The following is a 22234-nucleotide window of genomic DNA, read 5'->3' as shown; positions in this document are numbered from 1 at the left end:
CTACTTCTTTTGAATTGTATAATTTATTTAAAGCATTTTAAACTTGCGCTTATAAAGGAATAAAAATACTTTTAATAAATATAAACATCACATATTTTACATCATTTATTTATTAAAAGCATTCCAGCCTTGTGCCTTCAAAGGATGTACTTTTCCAGAACGGGATATAAGATTCATTCCCGCTGCCTGTTCAGTGATATGTCCAATTACAGTAATATCAGGGTTATTTTTAATAATATCGTAGTCTGATTGTTTAACAGTAAAGAGCAATTCGTAATCCTCACCACCGCTTAAAGCACAAATGGAAGGATCTAGGTTAAATTCTCTGGCCGTATCAAAAGTCATCGGATCAAGTGGTATTTTCTCCTCATATAAATTACATCCTTTTTCAGATTGTTTACAAATATGTATGAGCTCGGAAGATAATCCATCCGATACATCAATCATAGAAGTAGGTTTAACACCCATTTCTTTTAAAGCCAAAATGATATCTCTTCGTGCTTCTGGTTTTAATTGACGTTCAATAATGTAATCTTTACCTTCCAAATCAGGTTGAATCTGGGGATTTTCAAGGTAAACGAGTTTTTCACGTTCCAGGAGTTGAAGGCCTACATAAGCACCACCTAAATCACCGGAAACACAAATAAGATCACCTTCCTGTGCAGTATTACGATAGATAATATCTTTTTCATCCGCATACCCAATACTGGTTATACTGATAACCAAACCTTGTTTAGAAGCAGAGGTATCGCCTCCTATGAGATCAATTTCATACTTTTTACAGGCCAGCAACATGCCTAAATACAACTCTTCAACAGCTTCAATAGGAAACTTGCTTGATAAGCCTAAGGATACAGTTACTTGGGTAGCTGTACCATTCATGGCGTATATATCGCTTAAATTGACTTGAATCGCTTTATAGCCTAAATGTTTTAAGGGGGTATAGGCAAGATCGAAATGAATGCCCTCTAATAAAAGATCGGTAGAAATAAGTGTCTTTTTATCTCCGAAATTAAGTACTGCAGCATCATCTCCAGCACCCTTAATCGTTGAAGGTTGGGTAAGAATTATATTCTTTGTCAGGTGATCAATCAGACCAAATTCACCCAGGTTATCTATTTCACTTTTCTCGACGTTCTCAAACATAATTCTTTAATTTAACCTTCCCTTATTATTAATTTGCCAGCTTTTTTATTTCAACTTCACAGTTACTTTTTGAATGCAACAACTCCTTATTATTAACTTGACAGTTTATATTTACTTTAACTTTTAAATAATTAATTAGTTAAGTGATATATTACAATCCTAATTTGGCAGAAATATCAAGCATTCTTGCTATGGGAACCCTTGCCTTTTCAATAATATCCAATGGTATTTTTATTTCAGGAAGCTCATTTTTCATGCAAAGATAGAGCTTTTCAAGTGTATTACGTTTCATGTGAGGGCAATCATTACAAGCGCAACTATTATCCGGAGGTGCAGGAATAAATGTTTTACCCGGATTTTCTTTTTGCATCTGATGAATAATACCACTTTCGGTAGCTACTATGAACTCGGTAGCGGGACTGTTTATCGTGTATTTTAATAAACCCGTTGTTGATCCTGCGTAATCAGCCAATTCTAAAACAGCATCTTCACATTCCGGATGTGCTATGAATTTTGCATTTGGATGACGCTCTTGTAGTTTAATAATACGTTGTCTGGAGAAAATTTCATGTACCATACATGCGCCATTCCATAGTACTAGATCACGACCAGTTTTTTTGGCCACATATTTACCTAAATTTTTATCAGGGCCAAATATTATTTTCTGATCTTTAGGTAAGCTTTCTACAATCTGTACTGCATTGGAAGAGGTACACACAATGTCGCTTAATGCCTTTAACTCTGCAGAACAGTTTACATACGTGATGACTAAATGATCAGGGTATTTTTCTTTAAACTTAGCGAATAGAACAGGAGGACAACTGTCTGATAAAGAGCATCCAGCTTTTAAATCTGGCAACAAAACCTTTTTTTCAGGTGATAGTATTTTAGCTGTTTCGGCCATAAAATGCACTCCAGCAAATACAATCATAGAAGCATCCGTTTTTGCAGCCTGTTGTGAAAGACCTAAACTATCTCCAATATAATCAGCAATATCTTGAATATCAGGCTCCTGATAATAATGAGCAAGTATCACTGCATTCTTTTCTCTTTTTAATTTTTCAATTTCAACATATAGATCCAAAGTAGGATCAATGGGCTCTTCTATGAAACCCTTCATATTTAACTCCTCTAAAATATTCATTTCTAACCTTCCTGTAAATATAAATTGTTCCTAGGATATTATTTTAAATTTTCAAACAGCCTGCTCTTTGTTTTGATCTCCAACTTAATTACTTCTAAAATTGGCTCGCTAAACAAACACGCGCTATCTTAATTATCTGCTCTTTATTTCCTCAAAAGTATCCATTTCTAACATCTCAATAATTATAATTAGTTATATATATAAAGAATCTTATAGGTTATTAGTGTGTTAGTAATGTTGGTAGTGTGCTAAAATTTATGGTGTAAAATGATTTATACCTTAAATATTAACAAGTTATTAACACTTTAGTTGTGATAAGTAGTTTAAAAGGAGATATATATATTTTCCAAATTTTTAACGTTTATTTTATAATGTGATTTATTTGATGTGATCAGAAAGTTAATAACTGTTTGATTTGAACTCAAAACTTTATTAAAAATAAAATAAATTTTCCTAAAATCCCCAGTAACGATTAGTTATTAAAATTTATTAGCTCTTTTATCTCTTTAATTAACATCTTTATTACAGTTATCAACATACACAATGCTATATTTAATTTTTTAAAATAGTTACTCATGAGAGATGTTGATTTCCTTGTTATAGGTTCTGGAATAGCAGGTTTAAGTTTTGCACTAAAGGCTGCAAAACATGGTAAGGTACTGATAGTTACAAAAGCAAATGAAGATGAATCGAACACGAAGTACGCCCAGGGTGGGGTGGCTGTAGTTGTGGATAAACAAGATTCTTTCGACAAACACGTAGATGACACTCTAATTGCGGGTGATGGATTATGTAATCAGGAAATTGTTGATATAGTAGTGAATGAAGGTCCTGAGCGAATCAAAGAAATTATAGAATATGGTACCCGGTTTGATAAAACGAACAAGGGTTTTTATGATTTAGCAAAAGAAGGTGGGCATTCAGAACACCGGGTTCTTCATTATAAGGATATTACCGGGTTCGAAATTGAGCGTGCCCTATTAGAGCAAGTGCATAGCAATCCAAATATTGAAATATTAACACATTATTTTGCTGTTGAACTAATAACACAGCACCACCGGGGCATATTTGTAGATAAGCGATCAGATGATATTGAGTGCTATGGAATTTATGCCCTGGATACAAAGTCAGGTAAGGTAGAAAAATTCCTTTCCAGAGTTACAGTGATGGGTTCAGGCGGGGCTGGTCATATTTATTCGAATACTACCAATCCAGTTATTGCAACAGGTGATGGTATTGCAATGGTTTATCGTGCAAAAGGTAAGGTTAGAAATATGGAATTCATTCAGTTTCATCCTACTGCTTTATATAATCCAGGCGAATATCCTTCTTTTCTTATTTCAGAAGCGGTACGTGGCTTCGGTGGTGTGTTAAAAAATAGAGAGGGCAAGGAGTTTATGCATTTGTATGATGAGCGTTTATCTTTAGCGCCAAGGGATATTGTTGCGCGGGCGATTGATTCAGAAATGAAAAAGTCTGGTGAGGATTTCGTTTACCTGGATATCACGCATCGTTCTAAAGAAGAAATTTTAACTCATTTTCCAAATATTTACGCCCGGTGTTTAAGCATCGGAATAGACATGAGCAGGGATATGATTCCTGTAACTCCTGCCTGTCATTATATGTGTGGAGGAGTTATGGTCGACAAAAATGGAAGATCATCTATTCATCGCTTATATGCTTGCGGCGAATGTTCGTCTACAGGTTTACATGGGGCAAACCGGTTAGCCTCAAATTCTTTGCTTGAAGCTCTTGTTTTTGCTCATCGTATTTATGCGGATTCTTTGGATAAATTTGCCAATGTAAGTATTCCTACTGATATTCCTGAATGGGATGAAACGAATACGCAGCTTTCTAATGAGGATATTCTGGTTACTCACAATCTACGCGAAACGCAAAAAATAATGAGTGACTATGTAGGTATCGTTCGTTCAGATTTTAGACTTGACCGTGCCATGCGTCGTTTAGGTCTTCTTTATGAAGAAACGGAAGAGTTTTACAAACTGACCAAACTTTCTGTTAAGTTGTGTGAGTTAAGAAATGTTATTCAAACTGCTTATATGGTGATAAAATCTGCCTTAAAGAGAAAGGAAAGCAGGGGTTTGCATTTTACAACTGATTATCCTTTTCATCAGGATGTAACTCAAGATACCATATTATAAATTTAAAATTGGCTTATGTCGTTGATAGTCCCTGTAAAGGGTATAATTCCAGAATTTGGTAAAGATTGTTTTCTTGCTCCAAATAGTACAATAGTGGGTGATGTGATTTTAGGAAACAATTGCTCTGTTTGGTATAACGCCGTGATTAGAGGTGATGTCAATGCGATTAGAGCTGGCGATAACGTAAATATACAGGATGGTGCGGTGATTCATTGTACATATCTTAAAGCGGCTACTTATATCGGTAATAACGTTTCAATAGGACACAACGCCTTAGTACATGGTTGTACGCTTGAGGATAATATTTTAATTGGTATGGGAGCAATAGTAATGGATAATGTAGTTGTACAATCTTTCACTATTATTGCTGCCGGTTCTGTTGTTCTGGAAAATACAATATGTGAAACGGGGTATATCTATGCCGGTGTTCCTGCCAAAAAAGTTAAAGCTATTACTGATGAACAGCGGGAGATGTTGAAGCAGCTTCCATTAAATTATATTATGTATTCGAAATGGATTATGTCCCCGGAGGGGTAGGTAATCAAATGGATTAGGCCTTCATAGAAGTAATCCTTTAAATGCATTATGCTTTCGGAGAAAATATTTTAAGCAAATGGATTAGGCCTTGGGAATATACTTAATAAGAAGTATCCCTTCTCTTGTGGGTTTTAATCAAATGAATTTTGCCTTCAAAATATACTTAATCAGAGGATCATAACTCAGAAACAGTGATTAATTATATAGATCATTTCCCCTGAGGGGATGTTAATGGAATGGATCCCGTCTCCGGAGGAATAGTCAACTTTTCTTCTAAATCCCAGTTTGCTCTCAATGTTATTTCTACCCCAGCATTCCATATATTTTCAGGTGATTTTTTTAAATAGACATCACCTGTATCCCATTTCTTATTTACATTAGTATCATAAATAATCCTGAAATTGTATTTGCCAATCGCATACATGATGTAGTTTACGGTCGTATTTTTTGTGATTGGATTTTCTCTTAAGAGTTCTCCATTTTGATTAAGAAGCTGTACAATATAGTGTTTTGCAGTGTCCGGAACAGTTACGGCTAATGCGAGATTTCCATAGTTTATCTCTTCATCTCTTGTAAATGCCTTATCGAAAGGTTTGTTTTCTCCGCCAAATAAGCCGGTAAAAGCTTTTTCTTCCAATTTTAAAACATAGTTTTTTTCAATTTTCCAAGGAAATTTAAAGATGTAGCGGCTTGTCGAGCTTGTGTCTTTAAATATTCTCAATCCGTTTACAGAGATTGAATCTTGTAATAGCGTTATCTTGGATGGATCTATTTTGGTTCCTATGGGTGCTGAGAAGCTAAGTATTAAGTCTGTTCCTGGTTTTATTCTTGAATTAGGAATGTTATCTGTTATTTTTAATTCCCTTTTATATTCATCCTTTTTACCCCTTCTTATTACACTGGTATCAATAGGTATTCCATTATTGATAATAGCAACCTGTATAGAATCGAAATTCATATTCTCTGTCCACAGCGATAAGCTGTCTTTCGTTTTGCTGAATACCGTAATTTTTGATGTATCCAGCTCTTTAGGTTGAATTATTCTTACGCTCGGATTGTTTAATTGTTTGTTGAATAGAAATAGTATTTTACCATCTTTTTCTATCTTGCGATCCATGATTCGGAAGATCTTAGCTTCTTCTTTAAACAGTTCAAGTTTAATACCTGCTGTATTTTTGGTCAGTACCAATGAATCTTTTAAAAATCCGATTTCTTCATTGGTGGAATTATAAATCCGATCTCCACTCTCTTCTTTCAACGCATAAACTTTATACGTATCAGGCCTTAAATATTTAAGATTGAATACCCCTGAAGAATCTGTGGTAGTAAAAATATTTGCTCTCTTCTTTCCAAAAATAGTATCCTGACTTATAGGTATTATAAATACAGTAGCATCTAAAACTGGCTTTTTAGTTAAGGTGTTTAGTACGGTTCCCGTAATCGTAAGCGAATCTATTTTATTACCGGTTGATAATACATACATGTAATTCTTTAATATATTCCCTTCATTATAATCAACAAGCCCTCTACCAAAGTTTATTGTATATGTTGTGTTTGCAGCAAGAGTATCCTGAAATTTTATATTTAAAATTTTCTTCTTTATTTTAAAATTAGGATTTTTATCCATAGCAGGGGACACACTAAATTCCTTTGCTTCATTATTGATTTTAAAATATTCATCCAGCTGGATATTTATTTCTTTGGTTTTAAATTTAGTAGTAAAATTTGCTGGCGTCTCTTTTAAGACCTTTGGTGGGATGCTATCCTTTGGTCCACCCGTTGGAGTTTGGATACTTGCGCACCCATATCCAAGCATAATTATAAGAAGGGTTGAGAAAAATAAAAAAATACTGTATTTCGCAAAACGGAGCATTTAGTGGCTATTTAAGAGAATTAAAGTTGATTATGGATTACTAGTATTACTTTATTATTTAAGTCGCTTAAAACGGCTTATTTTTGTATGCTTTTGATTAACTTAATTAACTGTATATCAATTAATTAAGTTTTTATTTCAAATGTACCATAATAACTGATATATCTGAAGGAGAAACGCCTGATATTCTTGAAGCCTGACCCAATGTTCTTGGCTTTATCTTTTTCAATTTTTCTCTTGCCTCTTTTGATAAGGATACCATGCCGGAATAATCAAAATTAGGATTGATTTCCTGATCTTCCATTTTTTTCATCTTTCCTACAATTTCCAGCTCTTTCTCAAAATAGCTCTCATATTTAGCTTTAATTTCGGCCTGTTCAATTGTCTCAATATCGAACTGCATAAGCAAGTCATTCAATCCCGTACTTGCTTTTCTTAAGTCATTTAGGGATACTTGAGGACGCGTTACTAATTGAAACAGTTTAAAGTTTTGAGTTAAAGCTGATGTACCAAGTTCTTCTAACAGACTATTAATTAAGGAAGGCTCAATGGATGTAGATTTTAAATATTTAATGATCGTATCAGAATTTTCAATTTTTTTATTTACCTTTTCTAATCTTTCATCATTTACTAATCCTAACTGGTGACCAATAGGACTGAGTCTGATGTCTGCATTATCCTGCCTTAATAATAAGCGGTGCTCAGCTCTCGAAGTAAACATTCTATAAGGTTCCTCAGTTCCTTTAGTTACCAGGTCATCTATTAAAACGCCAATATAAGATTCAGACCTTTTCATTATCAATTCATGGAAGTCATTAATTTTCTGATGCGCATTTATTCCGGCAATGAATCCCTGACTAGCTGCTTCCTCATATCCTGTGGTTCCATTAATCTGACCAGCAAAGAATAGATTTTTTATAAGTTTGGTTTCAAGTGTTAAACCTAATTGGGTAGGAGGGAAAAAGTCATATTCAATAGCATAACCAGGTCTGAACATTTTTACTTTTTCAAACCCAGGAATTTTTGTTAAAGCCTTATATTGTATATCCTCTGGTAAAGAGGTTGAAAATCCGTTTACATATATTTCTACTGTGTGCAGGCCTTCTGGTTCAACAAATATCTGATGCCTATCACGGTCAGCAAAGCGGTTTATTTTATCTTCAATGGAAGGACAGTATCGAGGGCCTAAGCCTTTAATTCGTCCCGTAAACATAGGAGATTTTTCAAACCCTTCCTTAAGTGTTTCGTGAACGTCTAAATTTGTATAAGTAATCCAGCAGCATTTCTGTTGTTTCGGTACCTCTACATCTGTAAATGAAAATCTACCAGGAGTCTCATCTCCCCATTGTTCTTCCATTAAGGAATAGTCAAGGCTCCTTCCATCTACTCTTGGAGGGGTTCCTGTTTTCATCCTTCCGGAAGTAAAGCCTAATTCGTTAAGCTGTTCAGTTAATCCAGTTGCTGATTTTTCAGCTGTACGGCCTCCACCAAATCGTTTCTCTCCTATATGTATTAAACCATTCAAGAAAGTACCGTTAGTCAAAACAACTGCACCTGCTTCAATGTTAATTCCCAATGAAGTTTTAACTCCTATTACACGATCGCCCTTAACGAGCAATTCATTTACAGTGTCTTGCCAAAAATCAACATTAGGAGTTTGTTCCAGCATAAGTCGCCATTCTTCAGCAAACCTCATCCTGTCATTCTGAGTACGAGGACTCCACATTGCAGGCCCCTTAGACTTATTCAACATCCTGAATTGGATAGTCGACTTATCAGAAACAATACCAGAATAACCACCCATGGCATCAATTTCCCTAACTATCTGACCTTTTGCTACTCCACCCATTGCTGGATTACAACTCATTTGAGCTATAGTAGCCATATTCATTGTAACCAAAAGTACAGAAGATCCCAGGTTAGCAGCTGCTGCCGCTGCCTCGCAACCTGCATGTCCTGCCCCTACAACTATTATATCGTATTTTTTAAACATTTTATTGATGTTCCACGTGGAACGTTTATATGTCTTTAAAGTTCCACGTGGAACTTTTATTGATTTTCTTGTATTTCTGTTAACTCTATCCAGCGTACACTAATCAAATCCAATTGACTTTTAAGCTTTTGAATTTCATCAGCAAGTAATGTTAGCTCTTGATGGTCTGTAATTCCACTATTCAATTGATCGGTTAATAGTTGAATTTGATTCTCAAGATCAGGAACCTGAACATCAATCGCCTCTAATTCCTTTTCTTCCTTATAAGAAAGCTTATTCTTTTTTGAACTCTCAACAGCTGGAAGACTATTTTTATTGCTTTCTTTAGTCTTTACTTCGTTGTCTTTTTCTAACCGATAGTCAGTATAGTTTCCTGAATAGATATTCACTTTACTATTACCTTCTAAAATAAACAATTGATTCGTCAACCGATCCATTAAATATCGATCATGCGATACCAATAAAAGCACACCCGAATAACGTTCTAAAAAGTCTTCCAGTATATTTAAGGTATCTATATCTAAGTCATTGGTAGGCTCATCAAGAATCAAGACATTCGGATTCTTCATCAACACACGCATCAATTGCAGCCGCTTCTTTTCTCCACCACTTAGTTTGCTAACCATGTTATGTTGCTTAGCAGGAGGGAAGAGGAAGTGTGTAAGTAACTGCGATGCTGTTAATGTCTTTCCATCAGCCATCATGATATATTCCGCTACATTCTTAACTACATCAATAACGCGTTCATCTTTATTTAATTCTAAACCGCTCTGCTGATAGTATCCAAATACAATGGTTTCTCCAATAGATATGGTTCCAGCGTCTGGTTGAATAAGACCCGTGATTAAATTTAACAAGGTAGATTTACCTGTTCCATTTCTTCCGGCAATACCTATCTTATCACCTTTCTTAAAGGTATAGCTGAAGTCTTCAATGAAAACTTTATCATTAAATCCTTTCTGAACTCCTTTAATCTCAATGATCTTATTGCCCTGTCTGGAAACTGAAGTACTTAACTCTACCTTTAAATTCTGAGTCGTTTTAGTCTTCGCTTCCAGTTCATAAAAAGAGTCTATCCTTGCTTTAGATTTAGTTGCCCTTGCCTGAGGCATCCTTCTCATCCACTCTAGTTCCTTCTTTAATAAATTACGATTCTTTTGAAGAGAAGAGGCATCGTCTGCTTCACGCTCTGACTTCTTTTCCAGGTAATAACTATAGTTACCATTATAATTAAATAAGCGTTGCTTATCCAGCTCTATAATTTGATTACAAACATTGTCGAGGAAATACCTGTCATGCGTAACCATTAATACCGTTTTATGACCAGTAGTCAGAAAGCTTTCCAGCCACTCAATCATTTCAATATCCAGATGATTGGTGGGCTCATCAATGATATAGACATCCGGATTATCAATCAAAAGTTTCGCTAATGCCAAACGTTTTCTCTGACCACCCGAAAGGCTTTTTATTTCCTGTTCATGATCAAAAATAGATAGACGTTGAAGGATAGTTTTAATCTCATGTTCATATTCCCATGCATCCAGCTCGCTAAGTTGATCAATCAGACTCTCCAGCTCTTTTGGATCGGGATGCTCTAACTCAATCAGTTTTTCATATTGCCTGATTACTTGCTGTTGATTATTATCGAGACTATACACATAATCGGCAATAGTTTTCTGACCGCTAAAATCAGGGTCTTGTTCCAAATAACCAATATTGAGACCTCGCTCCTTAACCACTTTCCCTTCTTTAGGAACGATCTTTTCAGCTAAAATCTTTAATAAAGTAGACTTCCCGGAACCATTAATTCCAACTAATGAAACCCGTTGCCCTTTGTCTATTCCGAATGTAAGCTCTTTAAATAACCATGCATCACTAAATACATGACCTAATTGTTCTCCTGATAAAATACTCATATTAATTCTTTAATCTTGTCTGAAGGATAAGTAAACGTCCCCTCAAGATTTTTTAATGTTTGGATAACCATAGCATTTGCTATCGTTTCAACTTTAATGCTTCTATAATTCTTTAATGGTCCCAACAAAATGGGATTAATAAGCCTCATCACCCCAATTGCAATTTTCTCAGTTGGTCTGGCTTCTTTACGATCCCCATCCAATAAAGAAGGCTGATAGATATGCAATGATCTAAATTTTAAAGCTTTAATGCGATCTTCTAATTTACCTTTCGTCTTAGTATAAAACATAACAGATTGACTATCAGCGCCTAGTGATGAAATTAAATGAAATTGAGGCACAAAATGATCACTTGCTATCTTTGCGATTAACAATGGATAATCGTAATCAATTTTTTTGTAATCCTTTAAATTGGGTGTTTTACTTTTCGTAGTACCCAAACAACACATTACAGCATCGCCATTGATCAATTCTGAAAAAGTGTTTGGATCATCAAAGGATACAATTTGTTGCTTTAATTTAGCATGAATGAGATCTAATGGCTTTCTTACCAAAGCAACTACTTCTTCAATACGATCTTCGCGTAACAAAGATTGAATCAGGTGAGATCCAATAAGTCCGCTACCGCCAACTACTATTACCTTTTTCAAATTATGTATCCTTAATTTACAAAACTAAGGAAATAATAGATTTATACCATAATAGAAAGGTCAGTATATGAAAGGATTTAAAATGTTCTCGATGATAAGTAGTAATTCTCCTTACTGGTCATCAAATTTTTATGTTCATTCCCCTTATCCGTATAACCTAATAAATGAAGAATGCCATGAATAAGTACCCGATGAACTTCATCCTTTTCAGATATATGAAAGGTAACAGCATTCTCTCTGATGCGGTCTATACTGATGAAAATATCTCCGGCAATCAAATCCGTTTCTTCGCTATTGTCAAACGTGATGATATCGGTATAGGTATCGTGGTGTAGGTATTGATTATTGATATTCAGCAAGTACGCGTCTGAACAAAATATGAAAGAAATCTCACTTGGAATTTTCCCTTCCTCCCGTATACTTGCTTTAATCCATTTACGAATATGCTCTTTCTGTTTTAATATGTAGGTAATTTCTTCGGAATGAAATTGAATTTTTTCTTGACTCATTAAATGTTAAAGTGAAGTTCCACCTGATTACCGGTCATGTTGAATATACATTGATCAGCCAAATGTTTGATGATAAATATCCCCCTACCGGTTAGGTTTTCCAGGTTTTCAGGAGCAGTAGGATCCGGAAGGTTGTTATAATCAAAGCCCGCCCCTTCATCCATCACGGTAAATTGCAGACTTTTTTTGTTAACAATCTCTAAATTAATATATACCTTCTTGGATTCATCCTGTTTGTTTCCATGAACAATAGAATTAATCACTACCTCATTTAAGCAAGTTAACATATTGCCATATACTTCCGCCGAAATGTTATTTTCATCTCTAATTGTATCAATAAAATTTTCAACAATAGTGATGCTTTCCATTTTAGAAGGAAGCTGTAGTGTATAAAGTGAGGAATTATCTGAACCATTTACATTATCAGGTGGCATATTTGTTCAAATTGAATCTAAAGACCTAAAATATTCATTAATTTTCAATTGATAAAATAAATTTAAATCGGCCGGTACCGTTTTCAATAACTCGGTCTCCTTTAATTTTATATTTTTCAATTGTTTAAGCTTTTCAATGTACCCGGGTAGCTGGTCAATTCCCGCTTTGCTTTCCCGCTTATTATCCAAATCCCGCTCTCTTTCCGCTTGGTCTGCTTCCAGTAAATGGGTTAAAATATCATGCTGCCTGATCAGAGTTTCAGACTGAATATTTTTATTAACCAGCTCCATTTCGGTTTGCTCCATATCCTGGCTAAGCTTATCCAGGTTACCAAGTTTTCCCTGCCCATCTTTATTCATTTCTCTGTTTATTTGCTGCAAGGTCTGCCTGATTAAATTCTGCTCACGAGCCATTCTTGCAAATTGCTGCGATAAATTTACCTGACCTCTAATTCTACCACTTTCGGAGCCATTTTGTTTCATTTGTTCCCTGGCTTTCTCCATGTTTTTATTTAGCTGATCTTGCCGCTGACCGAGTTGTGATAAACTTTGCTGACTTCCTTTACCTCCCGATGAAGCATTCTTCATCGCTTTCTGCAGATGTTCCTCCACCTCCGTTAGCAGCAATGCCAGGTTATTGATAGAAGCCATGGCGCTTTGCTGATCGCTGACCGCTTCTTGAATACTCCGCTCAGCCATACTCTCCAATGAATAATTAATGCGCTCAGTGATCGTTTTGAGTTCCTGACTAACCACAGATTCAATCTGAGGGATCTGTCTGCTTAAAACAGCTAAACTGTCTCCAATAACCTGTATATTATTGCGGATCTGTAACTGCTTTTGCGTATGGCTTACCAGCAAAGGGTCAGTAGCAACACTTTTACGGGTAGCTATTAATATAGATTCCTGATCAAAAGAAGACTTTAAAAGATTGGCTAATATTTCCCTTAGCGCCTGAAGATTAACCTTATTTTCTGATGTCTTGGATGTTTCCTTCATCGCCTCCATCCGTTTAGCCATCTCAGCTATCTGATCCGCTGCCTTTTGCATGCTTTTTTGTGCAGGATCCGCATTGTTTGCCCGAAGGCTATTTTTACTCTTCTTTTGCTCTTCATTCACCTCTTTCTCTTCTTTCGAGAGGTCTGCTAAAGGATGACTTTTTTCCAGCTCTTCATTCTTTTTCTTTAAACTTTCCAGCTGCTTCGTAATGTCCTCAAATTCTTTAGATAATTTCTCTTGCTGAGCCGCCGCGTCCTGGAAAGTAGACCTCTTCTCTTCAACAGACTTGTTTAACTTATTTTGCTGATCAGCCGCCCTCTTCAAATCATTAATTGAAGCAGTTAATTTCTGATCAAATTGCAATTGTTTGTATAACTCAAGGATCCGGTCCAGCTCCTTCTGAACTCCTTTATTTTCCAATTGCATTTTGCCTAACTCCTCCTGAGTCTGGGCTTTATTGTTTTCCATCAGCATTTTCTCAATACTGTTTAATAAGGCTTGCGTTTTTTCATCCATCACCTGTTCCAGAAGCTTTTGCAATTGCTTCTGCTGATCGGTTAATGTCGCTTGATTTAAAAGCTCGGAATTCTGTTCCTGGTAGTTTTTCTCACTTTCCTTTTTAATCTGATCAATCAGTTTTTCCAGCTCTTTCTGCTTGCCTAATAAATCAGTTACCTGTTTCTTTTGATCAAAAGATAAGCTGTTCTGATTCATCAGCTCTTTTTTGATCCGTTTAGTTTCACGCTCAATGAGAGAGGCTTCTTTAATGGCCTGCTGTAGCTTCTGCTCCGTTACCCGGGTAGATTGATCCACATTCTTTTCTACCTGCGAAACCGTCAGCCTTTTAATCCGCATTGTTTCGCTACGTGCAGATTTAAAGCCATTTACGGCATCATTATCAGATACCTCAATGTAGAACTCTAACTCTTGTCCAGGCTTCAGCTTGAAATCATTGGATTTAACCGCATAAATAAAGGAATACTGGGTAGCCTTTTTATCTACAGGAATGTTTCGGGAACTTGCTTTCGAAAGTTTCCCCTGATCTTTAACCCGGTAATGAATTTTCAAACTGGAGAAACCATGATCATCTGCCAGCTGCCCAATAAAAGAAGTCGCTTTATTATTCGGAGTATCCTCTTTTTCGATAATTTGTATCGTTGGCCTTTCATCAGGAATCACGTTTAACCGAAAAGACATGAAATCAGTCCCATTAACCAAAGTAGTACTTTGAGGAGCAATGCGCAATTCCATACTTTTCCTGGCTTTTAAAGAATACTCAAAATGATTGAGCGATACCGGTTGAAGAATGGTTTGCTTTGATCCGTCATGAAGACGTATTTTAGTAGCGTAGTGGGTATTTATCCCATAATGGATGTTAGTCCCCTCCGGTACCGTTAAATCAGTCAGGTCCTTTCTTATTTCATTTCGCAAGCCTAAATAATAAGGATAGTTAATTTTAACAAACAAATTAACCAACGAAGGCTTCTGAATCACTTTCAGCACATACGGCTCCGAATAGAATTCGCCGGCAAAAAGACGAATCGTTTTATCCTTTTGTAAGTTTCTAAAAACATGCTTAAAATGCACCAGGTTATCTTTCTGAAGCTTGTAGGTATTCAATCCCTCCTCCACATAAATCTCATCAGGAATCTCATTCCCGGTCAGCTTAACCTGCAGCGTTAAATCTTCTCCCTGAAAAGCACGAAGATTGGCGTTTAGAACCACAAACTCAAAGGGCGCTTTCTTTACAAACCGTGTTTTGTAATGCAGAATTCTTTCTGTGCTTTCGCTGAATATATAAGGAGCTGTAAATGCAATGATCACAATCAGAAAAATAGGAGGCAAAGCATATCGGAAGTACTTTTTATTATCCCGAATGCGAATAGCCGTATGAAAAGGGATAGGCCTGAGTTCTGCGATCTTCTGATTAATAGCATGCTCAATAATTTGACTCCCATCCTCGCTTCTGGAGGATAATTCCTTTAATTGCAGCGTATTGATCAACTTATCTTTAACCGTTGGAAAGTGCTTTCCAATTATTTCAGATGCCTGGAGGTAATTGATTCTTTTTCCAAGCTTAAAATAAGATAGGAGGGGCCAGAAGATGAATCGAAAAAACAGTAGGCTGTTCAGCAGGAGAAAGCTAAATAAAAGAACAGCCCGTATCACCGGGCTGAAGTTTCCATAATATTCGGATAGTGTAATGATAATATATCCAGCAAATCCTGCTGCAGCCAGATATATCAATCCTCTTACTATTTTGTTGAAATAGTATTTACGGATAAACTCATCTATCTTAGAGATGAGATCACTAAAGTTTTCGGCTGAATTCCCCATATCATCCGTTCATATCCGAAGATAATGAATAAATATGAAATCGTAGCTTTATGAAAGCATGCAACCGGCAACAGTAGTGTGAGCCGTTTCATCGATCAAAATTGCTCCACCATTTGCCCTTAACGTGTTGTAACTATCATAAGCGATAGGGGATGCGGTTTTAATCAGCACATGAACCACATCATTCAATCCTACCGGATCAAATTGTTCATGTTTGACAAGCGTATTCACATCAAGCTTATAGTTGATCTCTTTTATCACGCAACGAACTCGTTTGCTTTGTACCTGCAATAGATATTTATTGCCTACTACTAACGGCTTAGTGTCCATCCAGCATAACGTAGCTTCAATTTCTTGTGATACTTTAAGAATATTTGATTTTTTTACAATCAGGTCACCCCGGTTAATATCGATATCATCAGTCAGTCGGATCACAGCACTTTGAGGCGCGAAAGCTTCGTCCACTTCAATTCCATGAACTTCAACTGCTTTAATGGTAGAATCAATGCCATCAGGAAGAATCGTAACAACGTCGCCTTTCTTATAGGTTCCACTCAGTACTTTTCCTGCATATCCACGGTAATCATGAAGATCTTCAGACTGCGGACGGATGACAAATTGTACCGGGAAACGCGATTCTTCATAATTGATGTCATTGGTTATATTGATCGTCTCCAGCAGGTTAAGCAACGTTTCTCCTTTATACCAAGGGGTGTTGATCGAAGGGTTTACAATATTATCACCGTTCAGCGCAGAAATCGGAATAAAAGTCACATCCTTTATCTTCAGCATATCGGCCATCTTGGAATAATCCGCCACGATGGTATTATACACCTCTTCCGAAAAGTTAACCATATCCATCTTGTTGATGGTAACCACCACATGCGGGATCTGCAATAACGAAGCGATAATGCTATGACGACGGGTTTGTTCAATAACCCCTAAACGAGCATCCACTAAAATGATGATCAAATCAGAGTTTGAAGCACCCGTAACCATGTTACGGGTATATTGAATATGCCCTGGAGCATCAGCAATAATAAATTTACGCTTTTCAGTAGCAAAGTATTTATAGGCTACATCAATTGTTATTCCTTGCTCTCTTTCCGCGCGGAGACCGTCTGTAAATAGGGCAAGATCTATTTCCCCTTCAGACTTATTTTTACTTTGCTTTAGTATTGTTTCAAGCTGATCAACCTTTATAGAATCTGTATCATATAAAAGGCGCCCTATTAAGGTACTCTTTCCATCATCAACACTACCGGCAGTTATAAATCGAAGTAAATCCATTGTAATTTTTATTCTTCCAAATTAGGACTCATGCCTATTGCATTCGCCTCATCATGATTATTAAGCTCCCGAAAGAGCAATTTGTTAATACACAGGGACTAAAAGTAACCGTTCTTTTTACGGTCTTCCATAGCTGCTTCTGATACCTGGTCATCGATCCTGGTTTCACCGCGCTCACTGATATTCGTATGTTGAATTTCCTTGATGATATCATCAATTGTAGCCGCTGTGGACGCAACCGCAGCCGTACAAGTCATATCGCCAACGGTTCTATAACGTACATTCCGTTTCACAATTACATCGCCTTCATCTACACGAACAAATTCGGACATAGCCACCAGGTACTCATTGTGTATGATTACTTCACGCTCATGCGTAAAATAAATGGAAGGAAGTTGGATGCCTTCGCGTTTGATATAATTCCAAACGTCAAGCTCCACCCAATTGCTGATCGGAAATACACGAACGTTTTCTCCTTTAGCAATCATACCATTGTATAAGTTCCAAAGTTCCGGACGTTGTTTTTTAGGATCCCATTGACCGAATTCATCCCTCACAGAAAAAATACGTTCTTTCGCTCTCGCTTTTTCTTCATCACGACGCGCACCGCCAATACAGGCATCAAAACCAAACTCTTCAATCGTATCCAGTAAAGTATACGACTGCAGGGCATTACGTGAAGGGAACTTTCCCCCCGCTTCTTTTAAACCTCTGGCCTTAATGGTATCTTCCACTTTCCTGACAATCAGTTTTGCACCCGCTTCTTTAGCCATTCTATCCCTATATTCTAAAGCTTCCGGAAAGTTATGTCCGGTATCAATATGAACCAAAGGGAAAGGTATTTTACCTGGTTTAAAGGCTTTTAAAGCAAGTTGAACGAGTGTGATCGAATCTTTTCCACCTGAAAAAAGAAGGCAGGGACGTTCGAACTGACCCGCCACCTCGCGCATAATGTGTATAGACTCCGCTTCAAGCAGGTCAAGATAATTCAATGTATGTTGCGGCATAAAAACTTTATTTAATAATTAGGAATGAGCATGTAGGCCACATTCTTTACTGGCCTTGTCTTCCCACCACCATCTTCCAGCTCTGAAATCATCTCCAGGCTGTATGGCACGTGTACATGGAAGGCATCCAATACTGACAAATCCTTTATCATGAAGGGTATTGTAAGGTATTCCGTTCTTGTTTATGAATTCTTTTACTTCCTCTGTTGTCCAATGTAAAAGAGGATGATATTTTAATATTTGATTGCCTTCGTCCCATTCCAAAGCAGGAAGGTCACCTCTTTCGGGGGAGTGCTCAGCCCGTAAACCTGTAACCCATAACTGGTTTCCGGCTAAGGCTCTTTTTAGGGGCTCCACTTTACGGATGTAACAACAGGACTTCCTGTTCTCTACCGATTCATAAAATGAATTAGGACCTTTTTCCGTTACAAAGCGTTCAATATGCTCCTGGTTCGGATAGTAAGCACTAATCTTCGTGTTGTATAACTCATTTGTACGGCTCCAAACATAATACGTTTCACCAAATAAACGACCGGTATCCAATGTGAAAATCTTAACAGGAAGGGATTGCGATAAAATCATATGAGCAATAACCTGATCTTCCCAGCTGAAACTAGTCGAAAAAATGATCTTTCCTTCAAACTGCTGAGCCAATAAGGAAAGTCCCTCTTGTGGCGATAGTTGCGATAAGGTCGGAACTAAATCTTCTAATTTATTTTGCAGTGTATCTAACATGGTATGAAAAAGAATTGCCTTTCTAATTTTTATTATGTGTAAATCTATAGAAAAGGTAGTCAAAAATAGAAACTTTGCTTATTAATAGCGCATGAAATTTGAAATAAGGCATAGGGATGACCTATTTATACCTTCCGGTCGTTAAAATAAAGGGCTTTTTTGATTGGGAAGAACCAAGATATAAGCTTGTATTGAAATGCTTGAAATTACTTTTAAGTGTTTTAGCATCAGATAATTTGCTTAAACGAACATTGGCTACCTGCAATACATAAGATATAAAAACCATCTTAAGTATTTCTCTCAACCTATTTTAACTTGGGTTAAGGGGTATTCATAAATGCTCTGTTTTTAAAATTTTAAATTATTCTAAACGGGTTGCCTTCATTTTAATCGTTTCTTATTTATCAGGACCCATTAGGATAAACGCCTCAACTTATTATTGTATTTGTAACTTTTAGCAAATTAATTTTCACCTGTCTTTCAGGTAATCCAATCCCGAGCGGAGAAGGTGCGTAGAAGGTGCGGTTCATCTGAAAGATAGGTGCTATAAAATTATAAGCTAATTGGATCATGGGGGGGTAATGCGTATCTGGATATTATGGATAATGCGATTAAGCGTATCTTTGGATTTTAATTAAATATTATGATGGATAAAGTAAGGGTACGTTTTGCTCCAAGTCCAACCGGTGGCTTGCACTTAGGGGGCGTACGTACAGTGCTATTTAACTACCTTTTTGCAAAAAAACACGGTGGTAAATTTATTCTAAGAATTGAAGATACCGATCAAAATCGCTTTGTTGAAGGTGCTGAAAAATACATACTAGATTGCCTGGATTGGTGCGGCTTTAAACCAGACGAAAGTCCGGTTGCAGGAGGACCATATGCCCCATATCGCCAAAGTGAGCGGAAACCGATGTATCGGGAATACGCAGAAAGGCTGGTAAAGGAAGGATATGCCTATTACGCATTTGATACATCTGCAGAATTGGATGCCAAGCGCAAAGAGATTAATAACTTTCAATATGGACATGCACATCGTATGGACATGAAGAATTCGATTTCCCTTCCGGAAGATGAAGTGCAACGTTTGCTTGCTGCGGAAACTCCATATGTGATCCGTATAAAGATTCCTGAAGGTGAAACCATTTCTTTCATTGACCTGATTCGGGGAGAAGTAAGTTTTGAAGCTGGATTATCTGATGATAAAGTGCTTTTAAAAGCAGACGGGATGCCTACTTACCACCTTGCAGTGGTTGTGGATGACTATCTGATGAAAATAACGCATGCTTTTCGTGGTGAAGAGTGGTTGCCATCAGCGCCTGTACATTTACTGCTCTGGAGGTACCTGGGATGGGAAGATGACATGCCTAAATGGGTTCATTTACCTTTAATCCTAAAACCGGATGGTCATGGTAAATTGAGTAAAAGGGATGGTGCCAGATTGGGATTTCCAGTATATGCCATGAGCTGGACCGATCCTGCTACAGGTGAGGTTACTCCAGGTTTCCGCGAACTAGGCTTTATGCCGGAAGCGTTTATCAATATGTTAGCCATGTTGGGCTGGAATGATGGTACCGAAAATGAATTGTTCAGTATCGAAGAACTGATTGATAAATTTTCACTTGATCGCGTTAGTAAGGCTGGTGCGAAATTTGATTTTGAAAAAGCAAAGTGGTATAGTGCCGAATGGATTAAAAAGACAGCGGCTAAGCAACTTGCTCCGGCTGTAAATGAAGTCTTTAAAAAGAATGGTATCACTGCTGAGCCGATTAAGTTACTGGCCGTTATCGATATGATCAAAGATCGTTGTACGGTGATGACCGACTTTGTTCAACAAGCTGGATATTTCTTTAAAATTCCGTCTGAATACGATTTAAATTCAGTTAAGCCTAAATGGACAGAACAAAAAGAAGAATTCTTTCACTCATTTTCTGAAATACTGCTTGGTAGTGCTGCTTTGACTTCTGCAGAGCTGGAAGCTCAATTTAAGGAGTTAGCTCAGGAAAAAAGCTTAAAAGTAGGGGATGTCATGCTGCCTTACCGCATTATGCTGGTAGGTGGTAAATATGGACCTGCTGTGTTTGATATCACAAAAGTACTTGGAGAAAAGGAAGCCATTTTAAGAATTGGAATTGCGCTTGAACTATTTAGAGCATAATTTTAGAAGATTACTTACTGCTGTTTAATGTAGTGTTTTATACAGAATTGTAATTTGTTGGATTGGAAGGCTGCTATTTTTAAAGCCCGATAAATTTGATGTTTGTTCTTCTCCCGAATAAAGGATAGAACAACAGGAAGGATTGCAAGAGGGTTAATCAAGCACTTTTAAAAAAAACAAGAATAAACAGAAAGAGGCTGGATCATCAATGATTCAGCCTCTTTCTGTTTATTCTTGTTCGATCTTTTATCTATTCTCGATCCATCTTGTACCTATTGATGTTCGATCTAAAGTCTATTCTTGATCAATCTTATGTTTATTCCAGTTTAATATTCAGTTCTTGTGAAGTGAAAATTAATCTTTAGATATAGCTTTTTAACAATGCTAAACATTGTTTATCCGAAGTAAAGGATCAGAAACAAGTAAATTAAAGATTAAAAACAAGCAACACTCCAGCTGGCAGACCATTTCTTGTCGCCATCCAGCTTATTGATTCCTTCTTTGTTTTCTATTTTCTGATCGTGTTTAATGCCATCAGGGATACCACACCAAGGCTCAATGCATACAAAATTAGCATCAGTGGCCGACCAGATGCCCATATAAGGGAATCCTTTGAACGTGTGCTTTAATCCATGTGGATTATTATTATTCACAATAGAAATTGAAGTGGATTTAAGGTCTTTAAAAACTACCGCATCTTCATAGAATAGATCATGCTTCAACACAATTTTAGACTGGTGATCCATGTATTTAACAGGTTCTGTTAAATAATTGCCATCAATTAACCATCTATCCGAATCTTCTTCTTCACTGAACACAAGGGAGTGATCTTCGTATGTTCCGTCAGTCAAAGGGACCTTAAATGCAGGGTGTGCTCCGATTGAGAAGTACATCGGTTCTTGAGCAGGATTGGTTACTTCATAAGTTAAGGTGATCTCACTATCCGTTAACGTATAGATCAGGCGAAGTTCGAACGCAAAAGGGTAAACTTTTAATGTTTCTTCATTGCTTTTTAATAGGAACGTGGCCTTGTCAGCTGAACTGCTTTCTACTTCAAATTCTGTATCACGGGCAAAACCATGTTTGGCCAATGTATATAAAGTTCCTTTGTAGGTATAGGCATCATTTATCAATCCGCCAACTATAGGGAATAATACAGGTGAATGTCTTGGCCAAAATTCAGGATTGCCATCCCATAGGTATTCAATTTTATTTTTTTTGGAGTAAAGGCTATGAAGTTCAGCGCCAAACGGATGGATATCCGCTTTAAAATCATCGTTTTCTAAAGTTATCATGGATATAAAATAGATTAATTTATACTGTTGTCCGGTAAAAGAAAAAAGG

General features: G+C 36.8%; 16 protein-coding genes. 3 read left to right on the top strand and 13 right to left on the bottom strand.

The features are described 5' to 3' along the window. Positions 1–105: 105 nt before the first annotated feature. Together thiL and nadA are read right to left on the bottom strand one after the other, a co-directional pair. Positions 106–1146: a thiamine-phosphate kinase gene (gene thiL, locus BFL47_RS12025; protein WP_069660048.1), complete on the bottom strand. Its 1041-nt coding sequence runs from the start codon at positions 1144–1146 to the stop codon at positions 106–108. Between the two features lie 151 nt (positions 1147–1297). Continuing rightward, positions 1298–2290 carry a quinolinate synthase NadA gene (gene nadA, locus BFL47_RS12020; RefSeq protein ID WP_069660047.1) on the bottom strand — a complete coding sequence of 331 codons (993 nt, stop codon included), beginning with the start codon at positions 2288–2290 and terminating at the stop codon, positions 1298–1300. 575 nt (positions 2291–2865) lie between these two features. Between nadA and nadB the strand changes: the two genes are divergently transcribed. After that, on the top strand, positions 2866–4452 hold the full coding sequence (gene nadB / locus BFL47_RS12015) for an L-aspartate oxidase (protein ID WP_069660046.1): 1587 nt from the start codon (positions 2866–2868) through the stop codon (positions 4450–4452). 15 nt (positions 4453–4467) lie between these two features. Then, on the top strand, positions 4468–4989 hold the full coding sequence (locus BFL47_RS12010; protein ID WP_069660045.1) for a gamma carbonic anhydrase family protein: 522 nt from the start codon (positions 4468–4470) through the stop codon (positions 4987–4989). A gap of 208 nt (positions 4990–5197) precedes the next feature. Here the strand turns inward: BFL47_RS12010 and BFL47_RS12005 are convergent, their stop codons facing one another. The 10 genes from BFL47_RS12005 to BFL47_RS11960 all read right to left on the bottom strand — a co-directional run bounded on the left by BFL47_RS12005 (position 5198) and on the right by BFL47_RS11960 (position 18732). Next, positions 5198–6805 carry an Ig-like domain-containing protein gene (locus BFL47_RS12005; protein WP_170827314.1) on the bottom strand — a complete coding sequence of 536 codons (1608 nt, stop codon included), beginning with the start codon at positions 6803–6805 and terminating at the stop codon, positions 5198–5200. A 190-nt stretch (positions 6806–6995) separates the two neighbouring features. Further along, positions 6996–8855, bottom strand: a complete 1860-nt coding sequence (gene mnmG / locus BFL47_RS12000; protein WP_069660043.1) for a tRNA uridine-5-carboxymethylaminomethyl(34) synthesis enzyme MnmG — start codon at positions 8853–8855, stop codon at positions 6996–6998. Between the two features lie 56 nt (positions 8856–8911). After that, a complete protein-coding gene (locus BFL47_RS11995) occupies positions 8912–10771 on the bottom strand; it encodes an ABC-F family ATP-binding cassette domain-containing protein (protein WP_069660042.1) in 1860 nt (619 codons plus the stop codon). Then, a complete protein-coding gene (locus BFL47_RS11990; protein WP_069660041.1) occupies positions 10768–11421 on the bottom strand; it encodes an NAD(P)H-binding protein in 654 nt (217 codons plus the stop codon). Before BFL47_RS11990 ends, BFL47_RS11995 begins: the two co-directional genes overlap by 4 nt. 77 nt (positions 11422–11498) lie before the next feature. Next, positions 11499–11930: an rRNA maturation RNase YbeY gene (gene ybeY / locus BFL47_RS11985; RefSeq protein ID WP_069660040.1), complete on the bottom strand. Its 432-nt coding sequence runs from the start codon at positions 11928–11930 to the stop codon at positions 11499–11501. Next, complete coding sequence (locus tag BFL47_RS11980) at positions 11930–12364, bottom strand: ATP-binding protein (RefSeq protein WP_069660039.1); 435 nt, start codon at positions 12362–12364, stop codon at positions 11930–11932. The genes ybeY and BFL47_RS11980 overlap by 1 nt, the downstream gene beginning before the upstream one ends. Positions 12365–12370: 6 nt before the next feature. Further along, complete coding sequence (locus BFL47_RS11975; RefSeq protein WP_069660038.1) at positions 12371–15700, bottom strand: DUF4175 family protein; 3330 nt, start codon at positions 15698–15700, stop codon at positions 12371–12373. Positions 15701–15748: 48 nt separating this feature from the next. Continuing rightward, the gene (locus BFL47_RS11970) at positions 15749–16990 is read right to left on the bottom strand and encodes a sulfate adenylyltransferase subunit 1 (RefSeq protein WP_069660037.1); all 1242 of its coding nucleotides are present in this window, start codon (positions 16988–16990) and stop codon (positions 15749–15751) included. A gap of 98 nt (positions 16991–17088) precedes the next feature. Beyond that, positions 17089–17997 carry a sulfate adenylyltransferase subunit CysD gene (gene cysD / locus BFL47_RS11965; RefSeq protein WP_069660036.1) on the bottom strand — a complete coding sequence of 303 codons (909 nt, stop codon included), beginning with the start codon at positions 17995–17997 and terminating at the stop codon, positions 17089–17091. A gap of 18 nt (positions 17998–18015) precedes the next feature. After that, the gene (locus tag BFL47_RS11960; RefSeq protein WP_069660035.1) at positions 18016–18732 is read right to left on the bottom strand and encodes a phosphoadenylyl-sulfate reductase; all 717 of its coding nucleotides are present in this window, start codon (positions 18730–18732) and stop codon (positions 18016–18018) included. Positions 18733–19375: 643 nt separating this feature from the next. Here BFL47_RS11960 and gltX point away from each other — a divergent pair. Continuing rightward, a complete protein-coding gene (gene gltX / locus BFL47_RS11955; RefSeq protein ID WP_069660034.1) occupies positions 19376–20890 on the top strand; it encodes a glutamate--tRNA ligase in 1515 nt (504 codons plus the stop codon). Positions 20891–21324: 434 nt separating this feature from the next. On the opposite strand, the gene BFL47_RS11950 is transcribed toward gltX, so the two are convergent. After that, positions 21325–22234: aldose 1-epimerase family protein (locus BFL47_RS11950; RefSeq protein WP_245681359.1), on the bottom strand; the 910-nt coding region annotated here is incomplete at its 5' end.

This window comes from Arcticibacter eurypsychrophilus (assembly GCF_001730525.1).
Classification (GTDB): Bacteria; Bacteroidota; Bacteroidia; order Sphingobacteriales; family Sphingobacteriaceae; genus Arcticibacter; species Arcticibacter eurypsychrophilus.
This window is presented reverse-complemented; position numbering and strand designations above follow the sequence as displayed.